This window comes from Serratia sp. TSA_198.1 (assembly GCF_052686505.1).
On record NZ_JBQZFP010000005.1, the window covers coordinates 172,936 to 195,525 of the forward strand.

Here is a 22,590-nt window from a genome sequence, read left to right on the forward strand (position 1 = left end):
ATATAATAAACTTCGTTAGGCGATGGTAAAAAAAACCTGACCTGTACGGTCAGGTAGCCAATATAGCCAACACCAGGGAAAATTTTCCGGTCAGACAGGGCATGCAAAAAGCCACTGCTAGCCGGGAAACTTACTTTAGCATTGTTAACCTATCCTTTCAAATTCATCTGCACCATACCTCTCTGGCCAGCGGCCAGCACCCCGGAAAAAACCGGTGTATACAGTCAGGATATCTTTAACCGCTGAGGGTGGGTATTAAACAACACGCACAGTTTCTCCAGGCTGACTGACGGGGAGAAATAAAATCCCTGAGCGATATCGCAACCATATTGCTCAAGGTAGTGCAGTGACTCTTGATCTTCTACGCCTTCGGCCAACACGACATAATTAAGCCGATGTAACATATCAATAATGCTTTGCACCACAATTCGGCTCTCGTTGTCCGTTTTCAAGTTTTTGATCAAAGAACCATCCAGCTTAATCACGTTGGCGGGGATATGACGCAGGTAGTTTAGATTGCTGTAGCCAGCGCCGAAGTCATCCAGCGCAATGGTGTAACCTTTGTCCTTAAGCATCTGCAAACAGGCTAACGCCTCACCGCTTTCGAGGATCCGCTGTGATTCCAGACATTCGAGCTCGATATCTTGGGGTTGCAGGTTATAGTGGCCAAGTGCGTCGTCCAGCCTGCCCGAAAAGTTTTTCTCGGCAAAGTTTTCGGCGGCGACATTGATCGATACAGGTATATTGACCCCTGCCTGACGCAACCTGAAGACCTCGCGAGTCGCCTGTGAAATCACAAACTCGGTGAGGGGTTTGATCAGCGACGTGTTCTCTGCGAGACGAATAAAATCACCGGTAGGAATGGCGCCCAATACCGGATGCTGCCAGCGCAGCAGCGCTTCCGCCCCAACAATCTGCTTGGAGATCAGCTCAACTTTGGGTTGATACTCAAGATACAAACCGGCCCTTTGTTTCAGACTTTCCGCCAGTTCATTGAGCAAATTGAATTTGTATTTACGTATGGCATCCTTCGATACGTTATATGCCGAGACGGTCAGGCTCTCATCTATTGCGTCATGTAAGGCGCTGGTCGCTTCGCGCAACACCTCCTGCGGGTTGCTTTCCTGGACCGAGAACAGGGTGTAGCCGGCATAAAGCTCCAGTTTCAACGGCACGATACCGCGCACTTCATGGCGGATCCGCTCTGCGCAGGTTTCCAGCATGCCTATTGCCGGGTGTATTTTTTGGGCATCGATAATGGTGGCGAAGCGTCCCGGGGAAATGCTGTATAAAAGTTGTTCACCAAGAAAGGTGCCTTTTAGAAAATGCCCAATATCCACCAACACCAGCTCCACGGCCGAGAGACCGAAAGAGCGCGCCATTTCGTAGGCGTATTTAATGTCGATCGTATCGAGCAGAATCAAGGCATATTCACCGGAGGCCGACGACAGATTACCGATCTCTCTCATTAACCTCTGGCGATTAGGGAAACGCGTTACCGCATCGACCAAACCGATCTCACTTTGTGCCTCAATCAGCGCAATGACGATGGTGGTCATATTACTGAGCAAACCGACCCTGACGGCCGAAAAAAAACGCGGTTGTTTGTCGGTGATGCATAACGCCCCGATAATATAGCCTTCGCGGGTACGTATAGGCATGGCGACATAGTGACGAATCGCGGCAGGGCCGGTGACCATCGGGTCTGATGCGAAACGTTTGTCCCGCTGGGTATCCTTGCAGATCAGCGGTTTACCGCTATGCCGAACAAAGTTGAAGAGCGGGCTGTTAAAATCGATATCCTGCAGTTCGGTATTGATTTTTGCCTTGATCCAGATTTTTTTTGAGCCGTAGAGACAGATAAAACAGCCGGGCACTTGCAGAAGCCTGCACGTCAGATCCAACACATTATGGATAGCGTCATTATGGCTGGTATCAAGCCCTTCCAGGGCATCGATCGTGGCTTGTCGTTCATCTTCGTTTTTACTGAGGTGTCTTAGCATGCCTGTAATCCCCCATCAAAGCCGATAAAGACGGTTCACCTAGCGGATCGTATAGGTCTTTTTGCCTGCGGACTTCGCCTGGTACATGGCGTCATCGGCTTTGGTCAATAACGCTTCAGCGCTGATATTGCCGTCTGAGGATATCGCTGCGCCGATACTCGCGGACAGGGTCACCTTCTGATTGCCAATTTGCGTTATCGCCGCCAGCTGCGTGAGCAGCTTCTCGCAAAATTCACTGACCTGGCGCTCCGGATCCATTAGCGGCCACAGGATCACCGTAAACTCATCCCCGGCTAACCGCGACGCACTGTTGTTGGTGCCGGCACAGGCGCTGAGCAGTTTGGCGAAAGTCTTCAGGATCAGATCGCCAAAATCATGGCCGAAAGTGTCGTTGATGGCTTTGAAACCATCAAGGTCGATGAACAACAGCGCCATCTGCTGCTGGGGGCAACAGAGCTGCAATGTGCCGGCCAGCCGGCGCAGGAAAGCGCGTCGGTTGGTTAAGCCTGTCAGCATGTCATGGGTGACATCGTATTCCAGCCGCTGCTGCAAGCGTTTAAGCTCAGTGATGTCCATAGACAAAATATAGAAACCCTGCGTTTCACAGGGCACCAATGTGGTATGGACCATCAATAACCCTTGCCGCGTCTGGAGTTCATTCTCAAAGCTTAGGGTTTCCCCGCATAACGCTCTTTCGATCACAGGTTTGGCCGTCGCATAAGCAGCCTCTCCTATCAACTCCCGTACCGTCATTTCCTTGAGGCGCGCTTCATCCAGGCCAAACCAGGTCTTATAAGCGCTGTTGGCGAAAAGATAACGTTCCTCGTTGTCGATCTGGCTGATCAGGGCCGGCATATTGTCGGTAATGGCGCGTAGACGTTCTTTCTCCGCGCTAAGTTGATGTTCGGTAAGGACTCTGCTGTCAATTTCGAGATTGAGTTTATTGACGGCCACGCTGAGCTCGTGGGTACGCAGTTCGACCCGCTCTTCCAGCTCATGCTGCAACGCGAACAAATCGGCCTCAGCCGCTTTACGCTCGCTGATATCCACGATGACCGAGATAAAATGGTGGGGATTACCGTTTGGCAAACGGTTAAGGGCAACAGTGAGTTGGACCCAAATAATTGAGCCATCTGCGCGGTAATAACGTTTTTCCATCGAATAGGTTGCTATCTCGTTGGCTAGCAACTGTTTCAGCAGGCCAAGGTCGATATGCAGATCGTCCGGATGGGTGATGTCCTGGAACGTGCGCTCCAGCAATTCCCGTTCAGAATACTGCAGCATTTCGCAAATGCGTGGGTTGACGCGCAACCAATACCCTTCCAGCGAGACCAGGGCCATGCCTACCGCCGCCTGAGAAAATGTCTGTTCAAACAAGGCTTCAGTGCGCTGCAGGTTAGATTTCAGGCTTTCGGTATAAATATCACGCTCAACACCATGCAGGTGTTCTTCGATTACCGCAGCAAAATCCCGTAAGTCGTGCGCCCTGTCATGGGAAAAGGATTGAGGACGGCTGTCAATAATGCACAGCGTGCCCAGCGGCAGGCCATCCAGCGAGAGCAAGGGCTGCCCGGCGTAGAACCCAATCTTTGGGCCACCGGTGACCAGAGGGTTATCGAAAAAACGGGGGTCGACTGCGGTATCGGGCACCACCAGGGTCTCTCGCTGCAAAATGGCGTGCCCGCAGAAAGAAATATTGCGTGGTGTCTCCCTGGCATCCAGACCAAAGCGCGACAAAAACCACTGACGATCACGATCTATCAGAGAAATCAGCGCAATGCTGACGCCAAAATATTTTGCGGCCAGCCGCGTGATGCGGTCCAATTTTTCCACTGAATTCGTGTCCAATACATTCAACGAATTCAGAACCGACAGACGTTCGGCTTCATTCTCTGGAAAGCATGGCTCGAACATATGTGCTCCGGTTTACTGTGTCGACGGTTAAGCTCAATGTCCTTTGAGCTAGCCGCTGTGTTTTTAATCAGAATCGGTTCATTACCTCCCTCACTGGAACGGCAATCAACCTCAGCCATCATGGAGTCAATCAGTATCAGCCCGATCTCGCTTTCTGGCCAGGTGTCCTGAATCTCAGGGCTGGGAAACATCCCTGACGCAGGCGACAGCGCATTCCATTCTCCAGCGCTTCAGGCATACAAAGTATAGTGGGTCAATGCACGGCGTGATATCCCAGGCAAATATCGCGTCGCGTGCAGGCGAAAAGGAACTATTCCTGCGTCAAACGTCGCTCTTTTCTCATCATGCTTCCTTATCCGCACGGATGAACGCTTTTTGATACAGAAACGTGATGAGTTTATTTAAATACGGAGTAGTTTTTTATTATCATGGGATAACCCATTATTATTGCACTTGTAATCATTGCATTGAGAATCATGGCGGCGTAATTAAATTTATCATGATGATAATATTTAAATAAAAATTCTCGTGAAGAATAGCGCTCTGGAATCAATGTTAGCCGCTCAGAGCAAGGAGTTGATCCTGCCGGTAATATTGCCCCACCCTGTACAGGCGCCGGAGATAATAAGGTCGGTAAGGTAATCATAAATTGCGAGCCAGATTCCAATCCCTGCAACAAATCCCTGTAAATCCATCCAGCCTGTTTCCTGCGCGTTATCGCCGGGATAAAGTCTTCTTGCTGCGGCAAAATCCGCAGTCGGGATTGGAACCCTCGATTATCTCAGAACTGAAAAACCTTGTGTTTTTTCAGCGCCTACGTGCACACTCTCTTTGGTGGCTCAGGCAGGGCAACCGCAAGGTTGACCGGTTTTTCTGAGAGCCGGGGTTCCAAACCTGTCTGGGCCACCACCCGAGATTGGAACCTCGCGTGATGGTAGCAACCACTACTATCTCGGAAAAACACTATGAACACGACATTTGAAAACACCGCATCCTCTATCTCCATCTTCCGCAACCTCATTGCCGACCTGCAATTCTGCAAACTCAGCGATATCCAATTGTGCGATCTCAGCGCCGTGGCTCAGGAATCCGCAGAAGGGTTATGTCATGGCTTATTGTATCTGGCGGAATCGCTGGAAAACGGGGAACAGAGCTCAACAAGCAGCAGGGAGCAAATCAGCGCCTGGCTCAAAGCCTCCGCGCATATGCTCCCTGCCCTGTTAGAACTCAGCGAACAGGCGGACAACCACCTGTTGCAGATGCATAAAGGCAATGTTTATCAATCCTAGTTTGCCCGCTATGCGTTATTGATTTGATGGCGAAACCTGCAAAAAAGACACCGACCGTGGGTGTCTTAATTTTTATGCGGGCCAAATGCAGACTACCCTGCCGTATCTAAACCCAACACTAAAAGTGCTAATATTTTATCGTTTTAACGGCTTTATAGAAGAAATATTAGCACCCCATGCTTGTTTGATGAGCCGTACGTCAGGTCTGAAGCGTGACATGCGGCGAATAGCGACTACAGGCACACCGAATTGCTTAAACCCTGTCATGAAGTAGTAGGTGATCACCATTGCCGACTGTTTTTTTAATTCAGGCCGTACCTGCATAATTGAACAACTCCCTGTCTGCGTTGCGCTTCCCGAGTTTTCATTAAAAAAAGTTTATGTGAAAACCATGCACACTATTCGCGTTGTGATTTTTTGTGTTTAAAATAAAATTCTTAATAAGTAATCTCTCATCTCTCGGCTGTGCAAACTGTACATCCTTGAAGAAATGGGGCATTCCTATCGATGATGTCAATATCATCCAGTCTCTACAGCACAATTATTCCAACCTGATGGCCTTAGCATTCTCAACATGTACCATAGGCAATAAACCCTGTTGCTCATAGTCATGTATGGCCGATGCGGCGATACCTGATCGCTCTGCCAGCTCCCTTATTTTCATTTCGCTTGACCTTAAAGTTAACTTTAATCTTAGTATGCATGGATTCTCTTCTTGATTAAGGATCCGCCCTGATGTTTACCACGCTCAGCCTACCCAACGGCAGCATCCTTCCCAACCTCTTGGCAAAAGCCGCAATGGAAGAAAACATGGCCGACGTCGGCCAAGTGCCCGGTCCAGCCTTGCATCGTTTATACCAGCTCTGGGCGCAAGTGCCTGACTTGCCGCTCCAGTGGAAAGCTGACAATGAACCTTGATTGTTAAAATTTTTAAGGAAACTACTATGAAATTAACAGACAGCAATTTGCGCAACAACTTAACGCAGCAAGACAGCCAGAAGCAAATGAGTACGAAAGATAAAAACAGAAAACGCATCCTGCATGTTGTCACCAACACCAGCCATTATGATGACGTTTCTCATCTAACCGGATTGTGGCTTTCCGAGCTGACGCACGCCTATGATGTCTTTTCGCACGAAGGGTACGAACAAGAAATCATCAGCCCGCGGGGCGGAAAAGTGCCGATAGAGCCGCGTTCGCTCAAATGGCCTCATTTCGACAAATCGGCACGTGAGGGCCTGAATGATCCAGTTTTGTCTAAACTTCTTGAAAACTCTGCCCGGCCGGAGGTTATTGATGCATCAACCTTCGATGCCATTTATTTCACCGGTGGCCACGGTGTCATGTGGGATTTCCCAGATGACATACAGCTCCAGGCCATCACCCGTGATATTTACGAACGTGGCGGGATCGTTTCGTCCGTTTGTCACGGTTATGCTGGTCTGCTTAATACCAGACTATCCGATGGGAGCCTGCTGGTCACTGGCCGACGTATTACCGGATATTCATGGCGTGAAGAAATCTTGGCTGGTGTGGCTAAGGAGGTTCCTTACAACCTGGAGGCGCGTATGCGTTTGCATGGCGCTTACTACGAAAAGAATCTGTTTCCGTTTACACCGAAGGTCGTTGTTGATGGCCGACTGGTGACGGGACAGAATCCTCAGTCCGCAAAAGCGACAGCTCAAGCAGTAGTTAGCCTCCTCTGAGGCTAACTTTGTCTGATATCATCGAACAGCGTTAATGAACAGTCGTTTGGCGTTATCCTTGCAATCCATGCCTTCCGGTTTGTTTTGAATATCACCTACCAGCGCGATTAAATGGGCTTTGTTCTTCGCCAGGCGCGCTTCAATTGCTTCGATATCCGTTATTTTTCGACGTAATATCCCCAGTAAAACCTCATGTTGCCAATTCGACAGATCGGCCGGCAGGATGGTACGGACCTCATCCAATGAGAAACCTACATTCTGGGCGCTCGTGATGATTCGCAGAATCAACAACGCATCGGGTGGATAATCTCGGTAACCATTGGACCGCCGTGCTACGGTTTGAAGTAAGCCGGCCGATTCGTAGAAGCGGATGCGTGAAGCAGCCAATCCGCTTTGCTTTGCAATGTTGGCCCCATATTCAGCGGTTGGCATGAACTTTAATATTACATTTTACGTGCCGTCAAATTCAAAGCGCATTCCGCTGCTCCAGGTTAGCGAACTCGGCAATTCCAATTTTTTTACGCTGCTTATTCCTATAGTGACGACTACCCTCGCGGGATTAACGTTGTTGGAAGCGCTTGTTTCGAGTCTGACAGTAGTGCCCTTGTAATGCACGCCACCAGGAATTTCGCTACGACGTCTCTGACGACTGATCGAGGTCGACTAATTCCCCTATCTGTTTAACCGTCCGCAAAAGATGGGGGGCTAATTGCTGTGCGCGGTCAGGTGGCAACCTGTCGCTGATAGCTGAGATCGACACGGCCAAATAGGGTTTTCCCACCCGTACAGGAACAACACTGGCTAGCCCCGCAACACTTGGCCAGACCAGGTCTCGACTGTAACAATAGCCCTCTGTTCGCAATTGTCTGCATTGTCCTTCTAATGCCTTAACCCGTTGAGCGGGTAGCGAATAGGGGGAGTTCTCGGCGAAGGGGGGAAAGCCCTGAATAACAAATAGGGGAATTTCGGATTCCGGGTAATTAGCCAAAAGCGCTATACCGCTCAACGTATTACCAAGCGGTACTGTTTGCCCTGCTTCTACCAACTGGGCCCTCACAGGGTAATCCCCATCCACACGCAACAAGTAACGCACAGCACGATGCTGTTGTATGCCCAGATAGATCGTGTCACCCGTAAATTTGGCAAGCTCTTTCAGTAGTTTTTCTATGGCGAGTAGATCGAGCGTAGGAGAAGGAGCAGCCAATCCTAACGCATACAGCTCAGGGCCAAGTTGATAGCGATGGCTGGCTATGGGTTGTACATAACCAACCTGAGTCAGCTCTTGCAGTAATCGGTGAACTGAAGGCCGGGCTATCTTCGTCTCTTCAGCCAAATCGCGCAAACGAGCCCCCGCATGACCTACCCTCTCAATGGCTTTAAGTACGGCGGCAATCCTCATGATGACCTGACCTTTATTGCTCATTGTTTTCTCCATAAAGTCCACCATGCGGACTATTAATTAAATTTAAAGACAAAGTCAATCAAATATTTCACTTTCTAATTCTTGGGCGTTGACACGATGCTAGCGCAGATCTAGTGTTAATGTGAACTATACGAATTGAATATGACAATATTAAAAGTCCATTATGTGGACTTTTAATATAATTATAAGGAAGGTCAACATGAACGATCTATACCAAGCCGCTGCGATCCCCTTATCGAAGAAGGCGAAGAACGGTACGGTTTATGTGCAAGGCTCCCCTGTGAATTATTACGATTCGGGTAGTTCAGAGGTGTCCTCTTTCTCCCGCGACCCCATTGTTTTGGTACATGGTACCGGCGGAAATGCTCAGTTGCATTACGGTTATCTGTTTCCGATATTGGAATTGAACCAAAGGGTGATTGCACTGGATTTTTCACCTGTTCCCGGCAAGGATGAGGTCACTTTAGAGGATCTTGAAAATCAGATCACCAGGGTGATTGAGCATCTATTACCCGATACTCCGGCCACGTTAGTCGGCTACTCTCTTGGGGCCGTGGCTGTTGCGACCGTTGCGGCGAAACGGCCTGACTTGGTAAGAAATTTGGTGTTGATCGCCGGTTGGATGAAAACGGACGTTCAGCAGTCCTTGCGAAACTCTGTATGGCAAGACTTGTATCAATCTGGCAGCAAAACTCTTGCCGATTTTACTTTGTATTGTGCCTTCAGCCATGCTTTTTACACTATGCTCCCCCCTGAACACCTACGCATAATGCGCGAAAAAATTCGGCCCACCGCGTTTGATGCCCAACAAATGGCGCTTAATCGTCGGATAGATATATCCGATCAAATTGGCCGTATTCGCGCCCGCACATTGATTGTGGGTTGTCGGCAGGATCAGATGGTTCCCTTATGGCACAGCAAATTGCTGTTTGGCGCAATAGACGATGCCCGATACCAAGAGATCGACAGTGGTCATGGAGTCGTGTTTGAACGACCTGGGCAATTGAGCCAAATGGTCGATCAATTCAACGAAAACCCTGCCCGTTTCCCTGCGGGTTCTATAGTGCCAGCTGATCACCCTTAAGGAGCCAATCATGAGAGATACTGCGAAAACCTTCTTTGATATTGTTATCATAGGTACCGGTTTTGCCGGACTCGGTATGGCCGCCAGGTTGAAACAGTCGGGGCGTGAAGACTTTGTCATTCTTGAGCGTGCTAACGACATCGGCGGTACTTGGCGTGATAATACCTACCCGGGTGTGGCCTGTGATGTTCCCTCACCGCTTTACTCGTTTTCATTTCGTCTTAACGCCGAATGGTCAAGGCTATTTTCTCCTGGTGCCGAAATCCATGCCTACATGAAAAGCGTGGCCAGAGAGGAAGGGCTCATTCCGCATGTTCGCTTTAATGCGGCAGTAAAACATGCGTTCTGGGATACGGCCACTGCCTGTTGGCGAATATCCACTGCCCAAGGTGAAATACAGGCAAAATTTCTGATCACAGGAACCGGGCATTTGGCTGATGAGAGCTTGCCGAATATTCCTGGCCTTTCAGGGTTCACGGGGCAAGTATTCCATTCTGCCCGCTGGCGTAATGAAGCAGTGCTTGAAGGGAAACGTATCGGCATCGTCGGTTCCGGTGCCTCGGCTATTCAGCTCGTGCCCGAAGTGGCCAAGATAGCAGGACACATGACGGTATTTCAACGAAGTGCGCCTTATATTATACCGCGCCCCAATCATGTCTTCACCGATGCTGAAAAGCGTTTGTTCCGCCGTGATAGGACAGAAATGCGCAAGCTTCGTGAAAGTATCTTCTGGATGTTAGAAAATACTTTCGCTTCCCGGCGAGGCGTGCCGCGCTATTTGGCCGAAAATAAACAACAGGCACTTCTCCACCTGGCCCAACAGATTCCTGATCCGGAATTACAGGCTAAATTAACCCCTGACTACGAGATTGGTTGTAAACGGGTCTTGCTATCTAACGATTACTATCCAACATTCCTGCGCGATAATGTGACACTGGAAGATACAGCGCTTGAAAGTATCAATGGTGGAACGGTTGTTGCGGCCAGCGGTACACGTGTTGAACTGGATGTACTGATCTTCTGCACAGGCTTTGAGGCCGCTACCCCTCCCTATGCAACCCTGGTGCATGGCAGTGATGGCCGCAGTTTGGCTGAACATTGGCAGTCTGGTATGGAAGCCAATGCCTCCACCACGGTGAATGGCTTTCCAAATCTCTTTATTATCAATGGGCCAAATACCGGGCTTGGTCATAATTCCATTGTTTATATTATTGAGAGCCAAGTTGAATATATTTTGGAAGCGCTTAACTGGGTCGAAAAAACGGATCATGGGCCATTAGAGCCTTTGGCGGCCGCGCAATCGCATTATTCAGACTCGATGCAAGACAGTGCCGCAGGAACCGTCTGGTTAAGCTCGGGGTGTAAAAGTTGGTATCTGGATCCCCGTAGCCGCAAATTAACGCTGATCTGGCCTAGTTTCGCCCACAATTTCCGCCACCGTAATGGCCATTTTAGCCCCGACGACTACCTGGATAAGGAGAAAGCCTAAGTTATTAGGCCGCTACCTCAAGCGATATCCCCCCTGGAAGCCCGGCTAACGTCAGGGTTTCTGGTTGCAGTGGAATCTCTGCGAGGTAGTGCATTATCTCTCCACTGGCTTGCGTTGGCGGAAGATCACAGGAGTCGAACCTGCCCAGGACCGCTGGCGGCCCCAACCGGATTTGAAGTCCGGCCGCCCCACCGGGGACGAGGATCTTCCTTCGGGAGTCAGAAGCAAGAGGCTGATTATAGCGCAGTTTATCCCTGGCGCTAAGAGGGAATAGCGATGGCCCCCGGCAGCGATACCGGAGGCCGGCGGGGTTAAGGCTTCAGCAAATCTTTCACGTCCAGCAGGATAAATTCGTTATCGTCCGCCACGTTCGGCTGGCGGCTGGAGGAGAACGGGAAGTTATTGTCGTTGCCGACGATAATATGGCTGTCGTCTACCACATCAACATTCTCGATAGTGAAGAACGGGAAGGTCAGTACGCCGTTATTGAGCGGCTTGCGCGCCAGCTTGTTCGGGTCCTGAATGTTCAGCAGATCGATATACGCCAGTTTTTCCACCGGTTTGCCGACGTTGGCGTCCGAAAAGGCGATTTTATACACCCGTTTGAACTTCGCCACCTGGCTGAAGCAGTTGTCGGTCGGTGCGCCCGCAGCGCAGGCTTTGTCCGGCGTGCCTTCGCCGTTGTCGCGCTCAATCACCAGGCCGTGCGTGGCGTCGATCATATTGAAATCGCCGATGGCGTTCTGGTTATCTTCCAGTACGTATTGCCAGCTGCGGCCGGTCCATGCCTGCTGTTTCACGTCAAATTCCAGCACCCGCAGGTAGCGTTTGCCGTCGACGTTTTCAAACTTCTCGCCGTCCCACAGCGCGCCTTCCAGCAGCGGGTAGAGTTTGCTGCCGTCCGGCGACGCCGCCATGCCTTCAAAGCCCTTGGAACGCGCCACCTGGAAGTTCTGTTTGCCGTCCGGTGCGCCCGGCAGAGTCAGCGTCGGGTTGTCCGGCGATTTCACCACCTTGCCGTCCACCTTGGTGTCGAACACCGCCAGCACCTTGCCGTCCAGATCGGCCTTGATCAGGTAAGGACCGAACTCGTCGCCGATCCACAACGCATTGTCGGCGAACTGGAAGCTTTCCGGATCGAAATCGCTGCCGGTCAGGTAACGTTTTTCGGTGCTCTCATTGATGATATGGAAGGGCACCTTCTGGTCCGGGTCGTGCAGGAATACCGTCTTCAGCGGCGTGACCGTGCCGGTGCTGAAGTCGATTTTGTAGTGATTAAGATACAGCATGGCGTCCGGCGAGTTGGCCTTGCTGCCAAAGCCGTTGTCGGTCAGCACCCAGTAAGTGCCGTCGGGCATGTGCTTGATGCCGGAATGGCCCTGCAAGGGTTGGCCGTTGATCGGCAGGCCGATGCCGGTCATGCGATCGGCAGATTTGCCCGCCACGCTGCCCAATTCGGTGACACGTTGGCCGCTGGTGTATTTGCCGCTTTGCCGTAAATCGGACGGCGCATCCTGTGGCACGGAGATGCTGGATTTAACCGGCAGCAGCGCATGCCCGGCCAGTATCGCCTGCGCCGGCTGCGCGTCGGCCCACAGGTTGCCGCTTAATGCCATACAGCCGGCCAACAGCGCCAAACGGGTTTTGGTGATGTGCATGTCATGGTTCCCTAATTGTTGTTATCGCCCCGAGGTAAAAGCAACGTCACTATAGGGAGCCGCAATGACAGAAATATTATTCGCTAAATGCCTGCCGGTAGCTGCGCGGATGAAAACGCCCGGTGATGGCGATCAACACCACCACCAGCAGCGCATGGATTTGCCAATCCAGCGTAAAGCCGCCGCTGTAATCGCGCAGCAGGCCGGAAAGATACGGCGTCACCCCCGCCAACAGAAAACCGATGCCCTGCATAAACGCCACCAGCCACCCCGCCGCCGCCGGGTGCGGGATATGATCGAGCGCCAGCACCAGGCACAGCGGGAAGGCACCGCCCAGCCCCAGGCCGGCGATCAGTACCCATAGCCACGGCAGCGTCTGCGGCAGGTAAATCAGGCCGATAAAACCGATCAGTTGCATCACCAGCGCCAACCATAACAGCGGCCGACGATCCTGCGCCCGCGCCACCGCCGGCAGCAACAGCGCGCCAATCACCTGGCCGAAGGTCATCAGCGCCAGCAGCGTTCCGCTGGCCTGCGGCTGCCAGCCAAGCTGCATGTAATACGGCGGCAGCCAGGCGATCAGGCTGGTATAACCGCCGTTAATCAAACCAAAATAAGCGCCGAGCAGCCAGGCGCGGCGGCTGAACAACAGGTTTGGACCGGCAGTAGCGCCGGATGGCGCAAGGCGAGCCAGCCCACGGCTGACCGGCCACCAGGCGATCAACGCCACCAGCGCCGGTGCGGCCCACCAGGCCAGCGCACTGTACCAGTCATGCCCGGTGCTGATCAGCCACGGCGTTATTGCCGCCCCCAGCCCGCCGCCACCCATCAGCGCCGCCGACCACAGCCCGGCCACCAACGCCATCTGCCTGAGAAAGTGATGCTTGATAATGCCGGGCATCACCGCCTGAATCACCCCAATCCCCAGGCCGCCCAGCACCGCGCTCAGCATCAGTTGCGTGCTGCCCGGAGCCAGTTCGCGCCAGGCAGCACCGAGGCCGATCGCCAGCAGGCTCAGCACCACGCTGGTCCGTTCGCTGAACAGCCGGTTGATCGCCCCGCCCGCCAGCGCCATCAGCCCCATCATCAGCACCGGCAAAGTGGTCAGCAGCGCAGCGCCGCCAAAGCTCAGCCCGGTGGCCTGCCGCAGCGTCGGCAGCAGCGGGCCGACAGAGGTCAACAAGGGCCGCATATTCAGGCCAATCAGCACCAGCGCCCACAGCAGCGGGTTAAACCAGCGGCGCGGGGTGGCGGGGGAAACGGAATGATTTAACACGGCATAATCCTGGTCTTGCGGGATGAAGAGTGCAGCGTCACAGCCTGTGCGCCACAGCGTTGCGTTACTGTAGGCATCGCCGCTAGTATTGGGAAATTAAATAATGAAATAGCCGGCAGTGGGAAAATGAATCGTTACCCGATGTTCAATCCGCAGTTATTGCTCAGCTTTGTCGCGGTCTGTGACAGCGGCAGCTTCACCCGCGCCGCGGATCGGGTGTTCCTGTCGCAATCGACCGTCAGCCAGCAGGTGCGGCGGCTGGAGGAGATGCTCGGCAAGCCACTGTTTGAGCGCTCATCCCATCAGGTGTTGCTGACCGAAGAGGGCGTCAAGCTGCTGAGCTATGCGCGGCGGATTATCGCGCTGAATGAAGAGGCGCACGACGCGCTGACCGGTATCTGGCGCGACGGGGTATTGCGGCTGGGGATGCCGGAGGATTTCGCGGTGCCGACCACCGAGCTGCTGGCGGAATTCAGCCGGGCGCACCCGCACCTGCGCCTCGACGTCGCCAGCGGCCTGAGCGCCGATCTGCACAGCGCCTACGCCCGCGAAGAGCTGGATCTGATCCTGGTCAAGCAGCGTCGCAGCCAGCCGCCGCGCGCAGCCAGGCCGGAACCGCTGCTGTGGCTCGACAGCCTGGCCTTTCCGGCGATCGAACAATCCCCGGTGCCGCTGGCGGTGTTTCCGCTTAATGGCCTGTACCGTGAGGAGCTGTGTCAGGCGTTGGATAACCTCGGCAAACGCTGGCGCATCGGCTACAGCAGCGCCAGCCTGGCGGCACTCACCGCCGCCTCCGCCGCCGGGTTGGGCGTCACCCTGTTGCCGGCCGGCTGCCGGTTACCGAGCCACCGGGTGCTGGGCATCGCCGAAGGGTTACCGCCGGTCGGCAGCTTCGAGCTGGCGCTTTACTACCGCGACAGCGCACCCGCCGCCACCCCGGCGCTGGCCGAGCGCCTGAAGGCGTTCTGCGGGTTGGTGTGAGGGACGTTATTCCAAAAGCTGGGGATGTTTGAGTCGAAGCCAGTCATTGACCGCCAGCCATAATGCCTCGGCCTGTTCCAGACAAGCCTGCACCGCCGCATCTGTGACCAAATCACCTGAATAATCCGCAATGTTGCGTTGTTTTCGCAAACTATCCAGACAAATCATGGTTTCACGGGGGATCCCCACAGTAAGCGGCAAAGATTGAATCACAATCTGGTGATGGCCTGGTTTACTGGTCAACGTCCGAAAGCCTTGCGCCTGCAAAGCCGCATTGGCCATTTGCATGACCGCTTTATACGCCGTGTCAAAACGGCTTTCATTGCTGAGCTGCGTAATACTGGCATCCCGCCTATTACGTGCAGCGGCGGAGAGTAATTTTCTAATAGCGCCCGAATCAGGCGGTATCGCCTCCAGGCCGATGCCGACCAGATTGTCCAATGTCATCCTTGTCTCCCAAAATCCATAATTGCGGTTTATTCATAATGTCCTGAATAAACGCAGAACCCTCAGCCAAAGCCAACTGCCATTCTGCTGGAGAGTACAACTTAGGGTTAATTTCCCTGCCCAGCGTCTCCTGTAGCGGATAAAAAGTTTTGATAATCTCCGTGAAAGACACATCGCCGACGATCAAAACATCTATGTCGCTGTCTGCATTAGCTTTACCACTGGCGATTGAGCCAAAAACAAAGGCCAATTCAAGCTCGGCGTTGAGCCCGGACAAAGCCTGTTGCAAACACCCGACAACCCCGGAAGTTTTGCGGAAAACGGCCGCCAGCTCAGTAAAAATCAGGCAGTCGGGATTAGCCCTGTAACAAATTTGATTCCCCTGTTGCTGCCTGAGCAAAATGCCGCCCTGCGCCAGTTTATTCAACTCTTTATGCAGAGTGCCGGCCTGAGTTGCGGTCCGGCGCGCAATTTCACGCACATGAAACGCTTGCTCCGGCTGAGTTAGCAGCAGACTTAGCACTTTTCGCCGATATTCGCTGAACAGGATGTCGAGCAGAGGATGGTACATAACGCCTCTTTATGTAGCTTTATTGGCTACGAATGTAGCCTTTAAGGCTACATAAAGGCAACTAATACCCGGTTTCACCGTGGCGTTCGCGGTACTCTTTGGGCGTTGCGTCATAGCCTTTTTTGAACACCGAATAGAAATACTGCAGCGACGGGTAGCCGCACATCTGGGAGATCTCGTTGATGGTCAGCGAGGTCGCCGTCAGCAGATTACGGGCGCGCTCCAGCTTTTCCTGATGGATCATATGGTGGATAGTTTCGCCGGTCTCGTCCCGAAAGCGTTTTTCCAGGTTGGAGCGCGACATGCCGACCGCATCCAGCACCTGCTCGACCTTGATACCCTTGCAGGCGTGATGACGGATGTAATGCATGGCCTGAATCACCGCCGGATCGCGCAGCGAGCGGAAATCGGTGGAGCGGCGTTCAATCACCTTCACCGGCGGCACCAGAATGCGTTGCAGCGGCAGTTCGCGGCGGTCCAGCAACTGATGCAGCAGCTTGGCGGCGCGGTAACCCATCTGGCGGGTGCCCTGCGCCACCGACGACAGCGCCACCCGCGACAGGTAGCGCGTCAGCTCTTCGTTATCGATGCCGATCACGCAGAGTTTCTCCGGCACCGCAATATCCAGGTGCTCGCACACCTGCAGCAAATGGCGCGCCCGCGCGTCGGTCACGGCGATGATGCCGGTCTGCTGCGGCAGGGTCTGCACCCAATCCGCCAACCGGTTCTGCGCGTACTGCCAGTTCTCCGGCGCGGTAGCCATGCCCTGATACACCACGCCCTGATATTGCTCCGCCGCCACCCGCTGGCGGAAAGCCTGTTCGCGCTCCTGCGCCCAGCGTTTGCCGCCCTCCGCCGGCAGGCCGTAAAAGGCAAAGCGATTGACCCCCTTCTCCTTCAGGTGCATAAACGCCGCCTCCACCAGCGCCTGATTATCGGTGGCGATATAGTGCACCGGCGGGTAATCCTCTTCACGGTGATAGGAGCCGCCAACGCCGACGATCGGCACATTGACGTTATGCAGCAACCGCTCAATCTCGCGATCGTCGTAATCGGCAATCACCCCATCGCCCAGCCAGTCCTTGATGTTGTCGATACGGCAGCGAAAATCCTCTTCGATAAAGATGTCCCAGTCACACTGTGAAGCCTGTAAATACTCGCCGACACCCTCGACCACCTGGCGGTCATACACTTTATTGGCGTTGAACAGTAACGTAATGCGAAAGCGCTTCGCGAACATGCGGCATCCCCGATATATAAACTGCTCTCTGGGATAGCACAGCTATCTTCGAGAGCAGAAAGCATTACCTCATAACTGTGAGCTCAAACGCGATTCTTACGCCCGGCGCTTGGTGGCGGAGTCCATCCACACCGCCAGCAGCAGGATCGCGCCCTTGACGATGTACTGCCAGAAGGTCGGCACGTCCAGCATGCTCATGCCGTTATCCAGCGACGCCATGATAAACGCCCCCATCACCGCGCCGGCTACGCTGCCGATGCCGCCGGCCAGGCTGGTGCCGCCAATCACGCAGGCGGCGATGGCATCCAGCTCGGCGATGTTGCCCGCCGACGGCGAGCCGGCGCCCAGCCGCGAACTGAGGATCAGCCCGGCAATCGCCACCATCAGGCCATTGATGGCGAACACCGCCAGCTTGGTGCGTTCGACATTGACCCCCGACAGGCGCGCGGCGTCGATATTGCCGCCAATGGCATAAATCCGGCGGCCAAAAGCGGTGCGGGTGGCCATAAATATCCCCGCCAGCATCAGCGCGGTAAGGATCAGTACCGGCGTGGGTACGCCGCGGTAATCATTGAGCAGATAAATGGCCCCCAGCACCACCACCGCCAGTAGGCTTTGCCGGGTCACGTCGCCGGTCGCGGCGGCCACCGGCAGCCCGAGCTGCGCACGTCGGCTGCGTCGCCGCCATTGCCAGGCGACGAACAACATCAGCCCGACGGCGCCGATGCCAAAACCCACACCGCTCGGCAGATAGCTTTGGCCGATCTGCGACATGGCGCCGCTGGTCGGCGCGACCGTGGTGCCGTTGGTGATGCCGATCAGAATGCCGCGAAAGGCCAGCATGCCCGCCAGCGTGACGATAAACGACGGCACCTTGCGGTACGCCACCCACCAGCCGTTCCAGGCGCCCAACAGCAGGCCGGCCAGCAGCGTCACCACAATGGTCAGCGGCAGCGGCCAGCCGAGCCAGACGTCAAAAATCGCCGCCGCCCCGCCCAGTAGCCCCATCATCGAACCGACCGACAAGTCGATCTCCGCCGAAATAATCACGAACACCATGCCCACCGCCAAAATGCCGGTAATCGCCGTCTGGCGCAGCAGGTTGGAGACATTGCGCGCGCTGAGATAGGCGCCCTCGGTGGTAAAGGTAAAGAACAGCATAATGACGGCGATCGCCGCCAGCATCACCAGCACCTGAAAATTGATGGATTTCAGCTTCAGGATGGGCTTTTTCTCGGTAATTTCCTGCGTTATCGCGTCAGACTGCGTGCTTTTCGACATCGGTTTCACTCCTCAATGCGGCTTCCATCACCTGTTCCTGGGTCAAACCCCGGTTCTCCAGCGACGCCTTGATACGCCCCTGATGCATCACCAACACGCGGTCACTGAGGCCCAGCACTTCCGGCAGTTCCGAAGACACCACGATCACCGCGATACCCTGCTGTACCAGCTGATTGATTAATTTATAGATTTCCTGTTTTGCGCCGATATCGATACCGCGTGTCGGCTCATCCAGAATGAGGATTTTCGGCTTCAGCAGCAGGCATTTGGCCAAAATCGCCTTCTGCTGGTTGCCGCCGCTCAGCCTGGCGATCGCCAGCTCGGGCGACGACGTTTTCACCTTCAGTTGCGCCAGCGACTGGCGAATGGTCGCCTGCTCCTGCGCGTCGTCGATCACCGTCAATGCGCCACTGAAATCGCTCAGCGCCGCCAGCGTCATATTCGCCCCGACGCCCATCACCGGCACAATGCCGTCGCGCTTGCGGTCTTCCGGCACCATGGCGATGCCGTGGCGCATCGCCTGTCGGCAATTATTGATAACGGCCGGCTGGCCGTTAATGCGGATGCTGCCCTGCCAACGGCCGGCATAGACGCCGAACAGGCACTGCATGGTCTCGGTACGGCCGGAGCCGACCAACCCGGCGACGCCAAGAATTTCGCCGCGCCGCAGGCTGAACGACACCTCATCCACCCGGCGGACGTGGCGGTTCACCGGGTGCCAGGCGGTCAGGTTGTCCACCTGCAAAATCACGTCGCCGATCGCATGCTGCTGTTGCGGATACAGCTCGGTCAGTTCGCGGCCCACCATCATGGCGATAATGTCTTTTTCGCTCATCTCGGCCGCCGGCCGCGTGCCGATATGCTTGCCGTCGCGGATCACGCAGATCAGATCCGAGATCGCTTTCACCTCGTTCAGCTTGTGCGAAATGTAAATGCAGGCGATGCCGTGATCGCGCAGATCCTGAATGATCGCCAACAGCGTGGCGGTTTCACTTTCGGTCAGCGACGCCGTCGGTTCATCCAGCACCAGCAGCCGTACCTGCTTGTTGAGCGCCTTGGCGATCTCCACCAGTTGCTGCTGCCCCAACCCCAGCTCGCCGACGCGGGTATTGGGATCCACCTCCAGCTTGACCTGCGCCAGCATGCGCCGGCAGCGCAGGTACATGGCGTCGTAATCCATCACGCCACGGCGACACTGTTCGTTGCCGAGAAACATGTTTTCCAGCACCGTCATCTGCTTCACCAACGCCAGTTCCTGATGAATGATGGCAATGCCTTTTTTCTCGGTGTCGCGGATATTTTTTGCCGCTAACACATCGTCGGAAAAATAAATATCGCCCTGATAACTGCCGTGCGGATATATTCCGCACAGCACTTTCATCAGCGTGGATTTTCCCGACCCGTTTTCACCGCATAACGATAATACCTGGCCAGCCTCCAGTTGCAGGCTGACATTATCCACGGCCTTGACTGCGCCGAATTGCATGGTGATATTTTTCATTTCCAATAGGCAGGGCATTATTCCCTCCGCGTCACCGGATATCGGTATTAATTAAGATCGGCTTTTTTATGGAAACCGTCGGCAATAATAGTGCTGTCGATATTCGATTTATCCACCGGGATCGGCGTCAATAACCAGGCCGGCACCGGTTTGACGCCGTTATTCAAGGTCGCATTGGATTTGGGGTTTTCGCCTTTGCCCAGTTGCACGGCAATGCTCGCCGCCTCATCGGCCAACTTGCTGATCGGCTTGTAGACCGTCATGGTCTGGGTACCGGCCATGATGCGTTTCACCGCCGCCAGATCGGCGTCCTGGCCGGTGATGGCCACCTTGCCCGCCAACCCCTGTGCGGCCAGCGCCTGGATCGCCCCGCCGGCGGTCGCGTCGTTGGAGGCCACCACGGCGTCGATATGATTGCTGTTGGCGGTCAGCGCATTTTCCATGATTTTCAATGCGTTTTCCGGCAGCCAACCATCAACCCACTGATCGCCCACCACCTTGATTTTCCCGCTGTCGATCAAGGGTTGCAGCACCTTCATCTGGCCCTGACGGAACAGTTTGGCGTTGTTATCCACCGGTGAACCGCCCATCAGGAAATAATTCCCCTGCGGCACCCGTTGCACCAGGCTTTGCGCCTGCAGTTCACCGACCTTTTCGTTATCGAAGGAGATATAGAAATCGATATCGGCATTATTGATCATGCGATCGTAGGCCAATACCTTAATGCCTTCCCGCTTGGCCTCGCTGATGACGTTGCTCAGCACCTGGCCGTTATAGGGAATGATCACCAACACGTCGACGCCGCGGTTGATCATGTTTTCTATCTGCGCCATCTGGGTTTCTTCATTGCCGTTGGCCGATTGAACGAAAACGTCCGCCCCCAATGTTTTGGCTTTGCTGACGAAAATATCGCGGTCTTTTTGCCAGCGCTCCAGGCGCAGATCGTCGATCGCCATGCCGATTTTGATTTCTTTGCTCAGGGCCGGTTGGCTGGCCAGTGCCAGCAGCGCGCAGACCGAAAGGAACAGGGGTTTTAATTTCATTTTATATACCTTTGTTATTCAACGTATAAGGAAGGTAATTGAAACGGGCCGGTGAATCAGCTTAGAGCGGATTGTTGTCGGTTATTTACTATTCGGCAATTACAGATTTTTACCGGCGAATTATGTTTTTTGGTTTAATGTTATTTTTATGATGGCGGTCATGCTTTCCCCCTGAAAAAAACCTTCGCGCGCCATAAAATTCAAATGAAACGCGCTTAAACGCCCTATTATGAGATCTACCGCACATTTAATAATTCTGTGAATTTAAGAGTGAAATAACGTAATTGAGCCACAGGGTTCTAACTCCGAAGATAAATGCATCCCGTAAACCGGGCATCGCTACCCAGGAGTCGAAAATGCAATCCTATTTTGATCAGCTTGAGCAAGTTCGCTACGAAGGCCCCGACAGCAATAACCCGCTGGCTTTCCGCCACTATAATCCCGATGAGTTGGTGCTCGGCAAACGTATGGCCGATCACCTGCGCTTCGCCGCCTGTTACTGGCACACCTTCTGCTGGAACGGTGCGGACATGTTCGGTGTCGGGGCCTTTGATCGGCCCTGGCAGCAGCCGGGCGATGCGCTGGCGTTGGCAAAACGCAAGGCCGACGTGGCGTTCGAATTCTTCCACAAGCTGAACGTGCCTTACTATTGCTTCCACGACGTCGACGTGTCGCCGGAAGGCGCTTCGTTGAAAGAGTATCTGAATAACTTTGCGGTGATGACCGACGTGCTGGCGGAAAAGCAGCAAAGCAGCGGCGTGAAGCTGCTGTGGGGCACCGCCAACTGCTTTACCCATCCGCGCTACGGCGCAGGCGCGGCCACCAACCCGGATCCGGAAGTGTTCAGTTGGGCGGCCACGCAGGTATTCACCGCCATGAACGCCACTCATCGACTGGGCGGCGAGAACTACGTGCTGTGGGGCGGGCGCGAAGGTTACGAAACCCTGCTGAATACCGATCTGCGCCAGGAGCGCGAGCAGATTGGCCGCTTTATGCAAATGGTGGTGGAGCACAAACACAAAACCGGTTTCCAGGGCACGTTGCTGATCGAACCCAAACCGCAGGAACCCACCAAGCACCAGTACGACTACGACGTCGCCACGGTGTACGGCTTCCTGAAGCAGTTCGGGCTGGAGAAGGAGATCAAGGTCAATATCGAGGCCAACCACGCCACCCTGGCCGGGCACTCCTTCCACCATGAAATCGCCACCGCCATCGCGCTCGGTATCTTCGGCTCGGTCGACGCCAACCGCGGCGATCCGCAGTTGGGCTGGGATACCGACCAGTTCCCCAACAGCGTGGAGGAGAACGCTCTGGTGATGTTCGAAATCCTCAAGGCCGGCGGTTTCACCACCGGTGGCCTGAACTTCGACGCCAAGGTCCGCCGCCAAAGCACCGACAAATACGATCTGTTCTACGGCCATATCGGTGCGATGGACACGATGGCGCTGGCGCTGAAAGTGGCGGCCAAAATGACTGCCGACGGCCGGCTTCCTCAGCAGGTCGCCCGACGTTACGCCGGCTGGAACGGTGAGCTGGGCCAGCAAATTTTGCAGGGCAAACTGTCGCTGGAAGCCCTGGCGCAGTACGCTGAACAGCATGCACTGGCGCCGCAGCACGCCAGCGGCCGTCAGGAACAGCTTGAGAACCTGATGAACCGCTACCTGTTCGGTTAACTGACCCG

The 22,590-nt window shown here is 54.4% G+C and carries 21 protein-coding genes and 1 tRNA gene; 7 read left to right on the forward strand and 15 right to left on the reverse strand.

Features of this window, described 5'->3' with window-relative positions; all coding sequences use genetic code 11:
* Positions 1-224: 224 nt before the first annotated feature.
* The 3 genes from ACUTSW_RS19510 to ACUTSW_RS19520 form a co-directional block, all read right to left on the reverse strand.
* Positions 225-2,003 carry an EAL domain-containing protein gene (locus tag ACUTSW_RS19510; RefSeq protein ID WP_445585131.1) on the reverse strand — a complete coding sequence of 593 codons (1,779 nt, stop codon included), beginning with the start codon at positions 2,001-2,003 and terminating at the stop codon, positions 225-227.
* A gap of 39 nt (positions 2,004-2,042) precedes the next feature.
* Positions 2,043-3,917: a diguanylate cyclase domain-containing protein gene (locus ACUTSW_RS19515; protein ID WP_445585132.1), complete on the reverse strand. Its 1,875-nt coding sequence runs from the start codon at positions 3,915-3,917 to the stop codon at positions 2,043-2,045.
* Positions 3,918-4,314: 397 nt separating this feature from the next.
* Entirely contained in the window at positions 4,315-4,665 is a 351-nt protein-coding gene (locus tag ACUTSW_RS19520) for a hypothetical protein (RefSeq protein ID WP_445585133.1), read from the reverse strand.
* Between the two features lie 217 nt (positions 4,666-4,882).
* On the opposite strand from ACUTSW_RS19520, the gene ACUTSW_RS19525 reads away from it, so the two are divergent.
* Complete coding sequence (locus ACUTSW_RS19525; RefSeq protein ID WP_445585134.1) at positions 4,883-5,206, forward strand: hypothetical protein; 324 nt, start codon at positions 4,883-4,885, stop codon at positions 5,204-5,206.
* A 541-nt stretch (positions 5,207-5,747) separates the two neighbouring features.
* Here ACUTSW_RS19525 and ACUTSW_RS19530 read toward each other — a convergent pair.
* Positions 5,748-5,870: a MerR family DNA-binding transcriptional regulator gene (locus tag ACUTSW_RS19530; RefSeq protein WP_445585135.1), complete on the reverse strand. Its 123-nt coding sequence runs from the start codon at positions 5,868-5,870 to the stop codon at positions 5,748-5,750.
* 71 nt (positions 5,871-5,941) lie between these two features.
* Here ACUTSW_RS19530 and ACUTSW_RS19535 point away from each other — a divergent pair, with 71 nt between their 5' ends.
* Both ACUTSW_RS19535 and ACUTSW_RS19540 read left to right on the forward strand, forming a co-directional pair.
* On the forward strand, positions 5,942-6,124 hold the full coding sequence (locus ACUTSW_RS19535) for a hypothetical protein (protein WP_445585136.1): 183 nt from the start codon (positions 5,942-5,944) through the stop codon (positions 6,122-6,124).
* 26 nt (positions 6,125-6,150) lie between these two features.
* Positions 6,151-6,912 (forward strand): type 1 glutamine amidotransferase domain-containing protein, encoded by a 762-nt coding sequence (locus ACUTSW_RS19540; RefSeq protein WP_445585137.1) that lies wholly within the window; start codon positions 6,151-6,153, stop codon positions 6,910-6,912.
* An 18-nt stretch (positions 6,913-6,930) separates the two neighbouring features.
* Here the strand turns inward: ACUTSW_RS19540 and ACUTSW_RS19545 are convergent, their stop codons facing one another.
* Both ACUTSW_RS19545 and ACUTSW_RS19550 read right to left on the reverse strand, forming a co-directional pair.
* Complete coding sequence (locus ACUTSW_RS19545) at positions 6,931-7,344, reverse strand: MerR family transcriptional regulator (RefSeq protein WP_445585138.1); 414 nt, start codon at positions 7,342-7,344, stop codon at positions 6,931-6,933.
* 199 nt (positions 7,345-7,543) lie between these two features.
* Positions 7,544-8,335, reverse strand: coding sequence for an IclR family transcriptional regulator (locus ACUTSW_RS19550; protein WP_445585139.1), 792 nt, complete (start codon positions 8,333-8,335; stop codon positions 7,544-7,546).
* Positions 8,336-8,534: 199 nt separating this feature from the next.
* Between ACUTSW_RS19550 and ACUTSW_RS19555 the strand changes: the two genes are divergently transcribed.
* Positions 8,535-9,419, forward strand: a complete 885-nt coding sequence (locus ACUTSW_RS19555; RefSeq protein WP_445585140.1) for an alpha/beta fold hydrolase — start codon at positions 8,535-8,537, stop codon at positions 9,417-9,419.
* Between the two features lie 10 nt (positions 9,420-9,429).
* Positions 9,430-10,908: a flavin-containing monooxygenase gene (locus tag ACUTSW_RS19560; RefSeq protein WP_445585141.1), complete on the forward strand. Its 1,479-nt coding sequence runs from the start codon at positions 9,430-9,432 to the stop codon at positions 10,906-10,908.
* 115 nt (positions 10,909-11,023) lie between these two features.
* On the opposite strand, the gene ACUTSW_RS19565 is transcribed toward ACUTSW_RS19560, so the two are convergent.
* The 3 genes from ACUTSW_RS19565 to ACUTSW_RS19575 form a co-directional block, all read right to left on the reverse strand.
* Positions 11,024-11,118: transfer RNA gene (locus ACUTSW_RS19565), tRNA-Sec, on the reverse strand.
* A 101-nt stretch (positions 11,119-11,219) separates the two neighbouring features.
* Positions 11,220-12,566 carry an esterase-like activity of phytase family protein gene (locus ACUTSW_RS19570; RefSeq protein WP_445585142.1) on the reverse strand — a complete coding sequence of 449 codons (1,347 nt, stop codon included), beginning with the start codon at positions 12,564-12,566 and terminating at the stop codon, positions 11,220-11,222.
* A 76-nt stretch (positions 12,567-12,642) separates the two neighbouring features.
* Positions 12,643-13,842, reverse strand: a complete 1,200-nt coding sequence (locus ACUTSW_RS19575; RefSeq protein ID WP_445585143.1) for a cyanate transporter — start codon at positions 13,840-13,842, stop codon at positions 12,643-12,645.
* Between the two features lie 126 nt (positions 13,843-13,968).
* On the opposite strand from ACUTSW_RS19575, the gene ACUTSW_RS19580 reads away from it, so the two are divergent.
* Complete coding sequence (locus tag ACUTSW_RS19580) at positions 13,969-14,823, forward strand: LysR family transcriptional regulator (protein WP_197929030.1); 855 nt, start codon at positions 13,969-13,971, stop codon at positions 14,821-14,823.
* Between the two features lie 6 nt (positions 14,824-14,829).
* Here ACUTSW_RS19580 and ACUTSW_RS19585 read toward each other — a convergent pair whose 3' ends face one another.
* From ACUTSW_RS19585 to xylF, 6 genes are all read right to left on the reverse strand, one after another.
* Positions 14,830-15,270 carry a DNA-binding protein gene (locus ACUTSW_RS19585; RefSeq protein ID WP_445585144.1) on the reverse strand — a complete coding sequence of 147 codons (441 nt, stop codon included), beginning with the start codon at positions 15,268-15,270 and terminating at the stop codon, positions 14,830-14,832.
* Complete coding sequence (locus tag ACUTSW_RS19590) at positions 15,221-15,841, reverse strand: nucleotidyltransferase domain-containing protein (RefSeq protein WP_445585145.1); 621 nt, start codon at positions 15,839-15,841, stop codon at positions 15,221-15,223. The genes ACUTSW_RS19585 and ACUTSW_RS19590 overlap by 50 nt, the downstream gene beginning before the upstream one ends.
* A gap of 61 nt (positions 15,842-15,902) precedes the next feature.
* The gene (xylR, locus tag ACUTSW_RS19595) at positions 15,903-17,081 is read right to left on the reverse strand and encodes a D-xylose utilization transcriptional activator XylR (RefSeq protein WP_445585146.1); all 1,179 of its coding nucleotides are present in this window, start codon (positions 17,079-17,081) and stop codon (positions 15,903-15,905) included.
* Positions 17,082-17,177: 96 nt separating this feature from the next.
* Entirely contained in the window at positions 17,178-18,362 is a 1,185-nt protein-coding gene (gene xylH, locus ACUTSW_RS19600; RefSeq protein ID WP_445585147.1) for a xylose ABC transporter permease XylH, read from the reverse strand.
* The gene (locus tag ACUTSW_RS19605; RefSeq protein WP_062869147.1) at positions 18,340-19,881 is read right to left on the reverse strand and encodes a xylose ABC transporter ATP-binding protein; all 1,542 of its coding nucleotides are present in this window, start codon (positions 19,879-19,881) and stop codon (positions 18,340-18,342) included. The genes xylH and ACUTSW_RS19605 overlap by 23 nt, the downstream gene beginning before the upstream one ends.
* Positions 19,882-19,910: 29 nt before the next feature.
* The gene (gene xylF / locus ACUTSW_RS19610) at positions 19,911-20,906 is read right to left on the reverse strand and encodes a D-xylose ABC transporter substrate-binding protein (protein WP_445585148.1); all 996 of its coding nucleotides are present in this window, start codon (positions 20,904-20,906) and stop codon (positions 19,911-19,913) included.
* A gap of 356 nt (positions 20,907-21,262) precedes the next feature.
* Here xylF and xylA point away from each other — a divergent pair, with 356 nt between their 5' ends.
* Complete coding sequence (xylA, locus tag ACUTSW_RS19615) at positions 21,263-22,582, forward strand: xylose isomerase (protein ID WP_006322931.1); 1,320 nt, start codon at positions 21,263-21,265, stop codon at positions 22,580-22,582.
* Positions 22,583-22,590 lie beyond the last annotated feature (8 nt).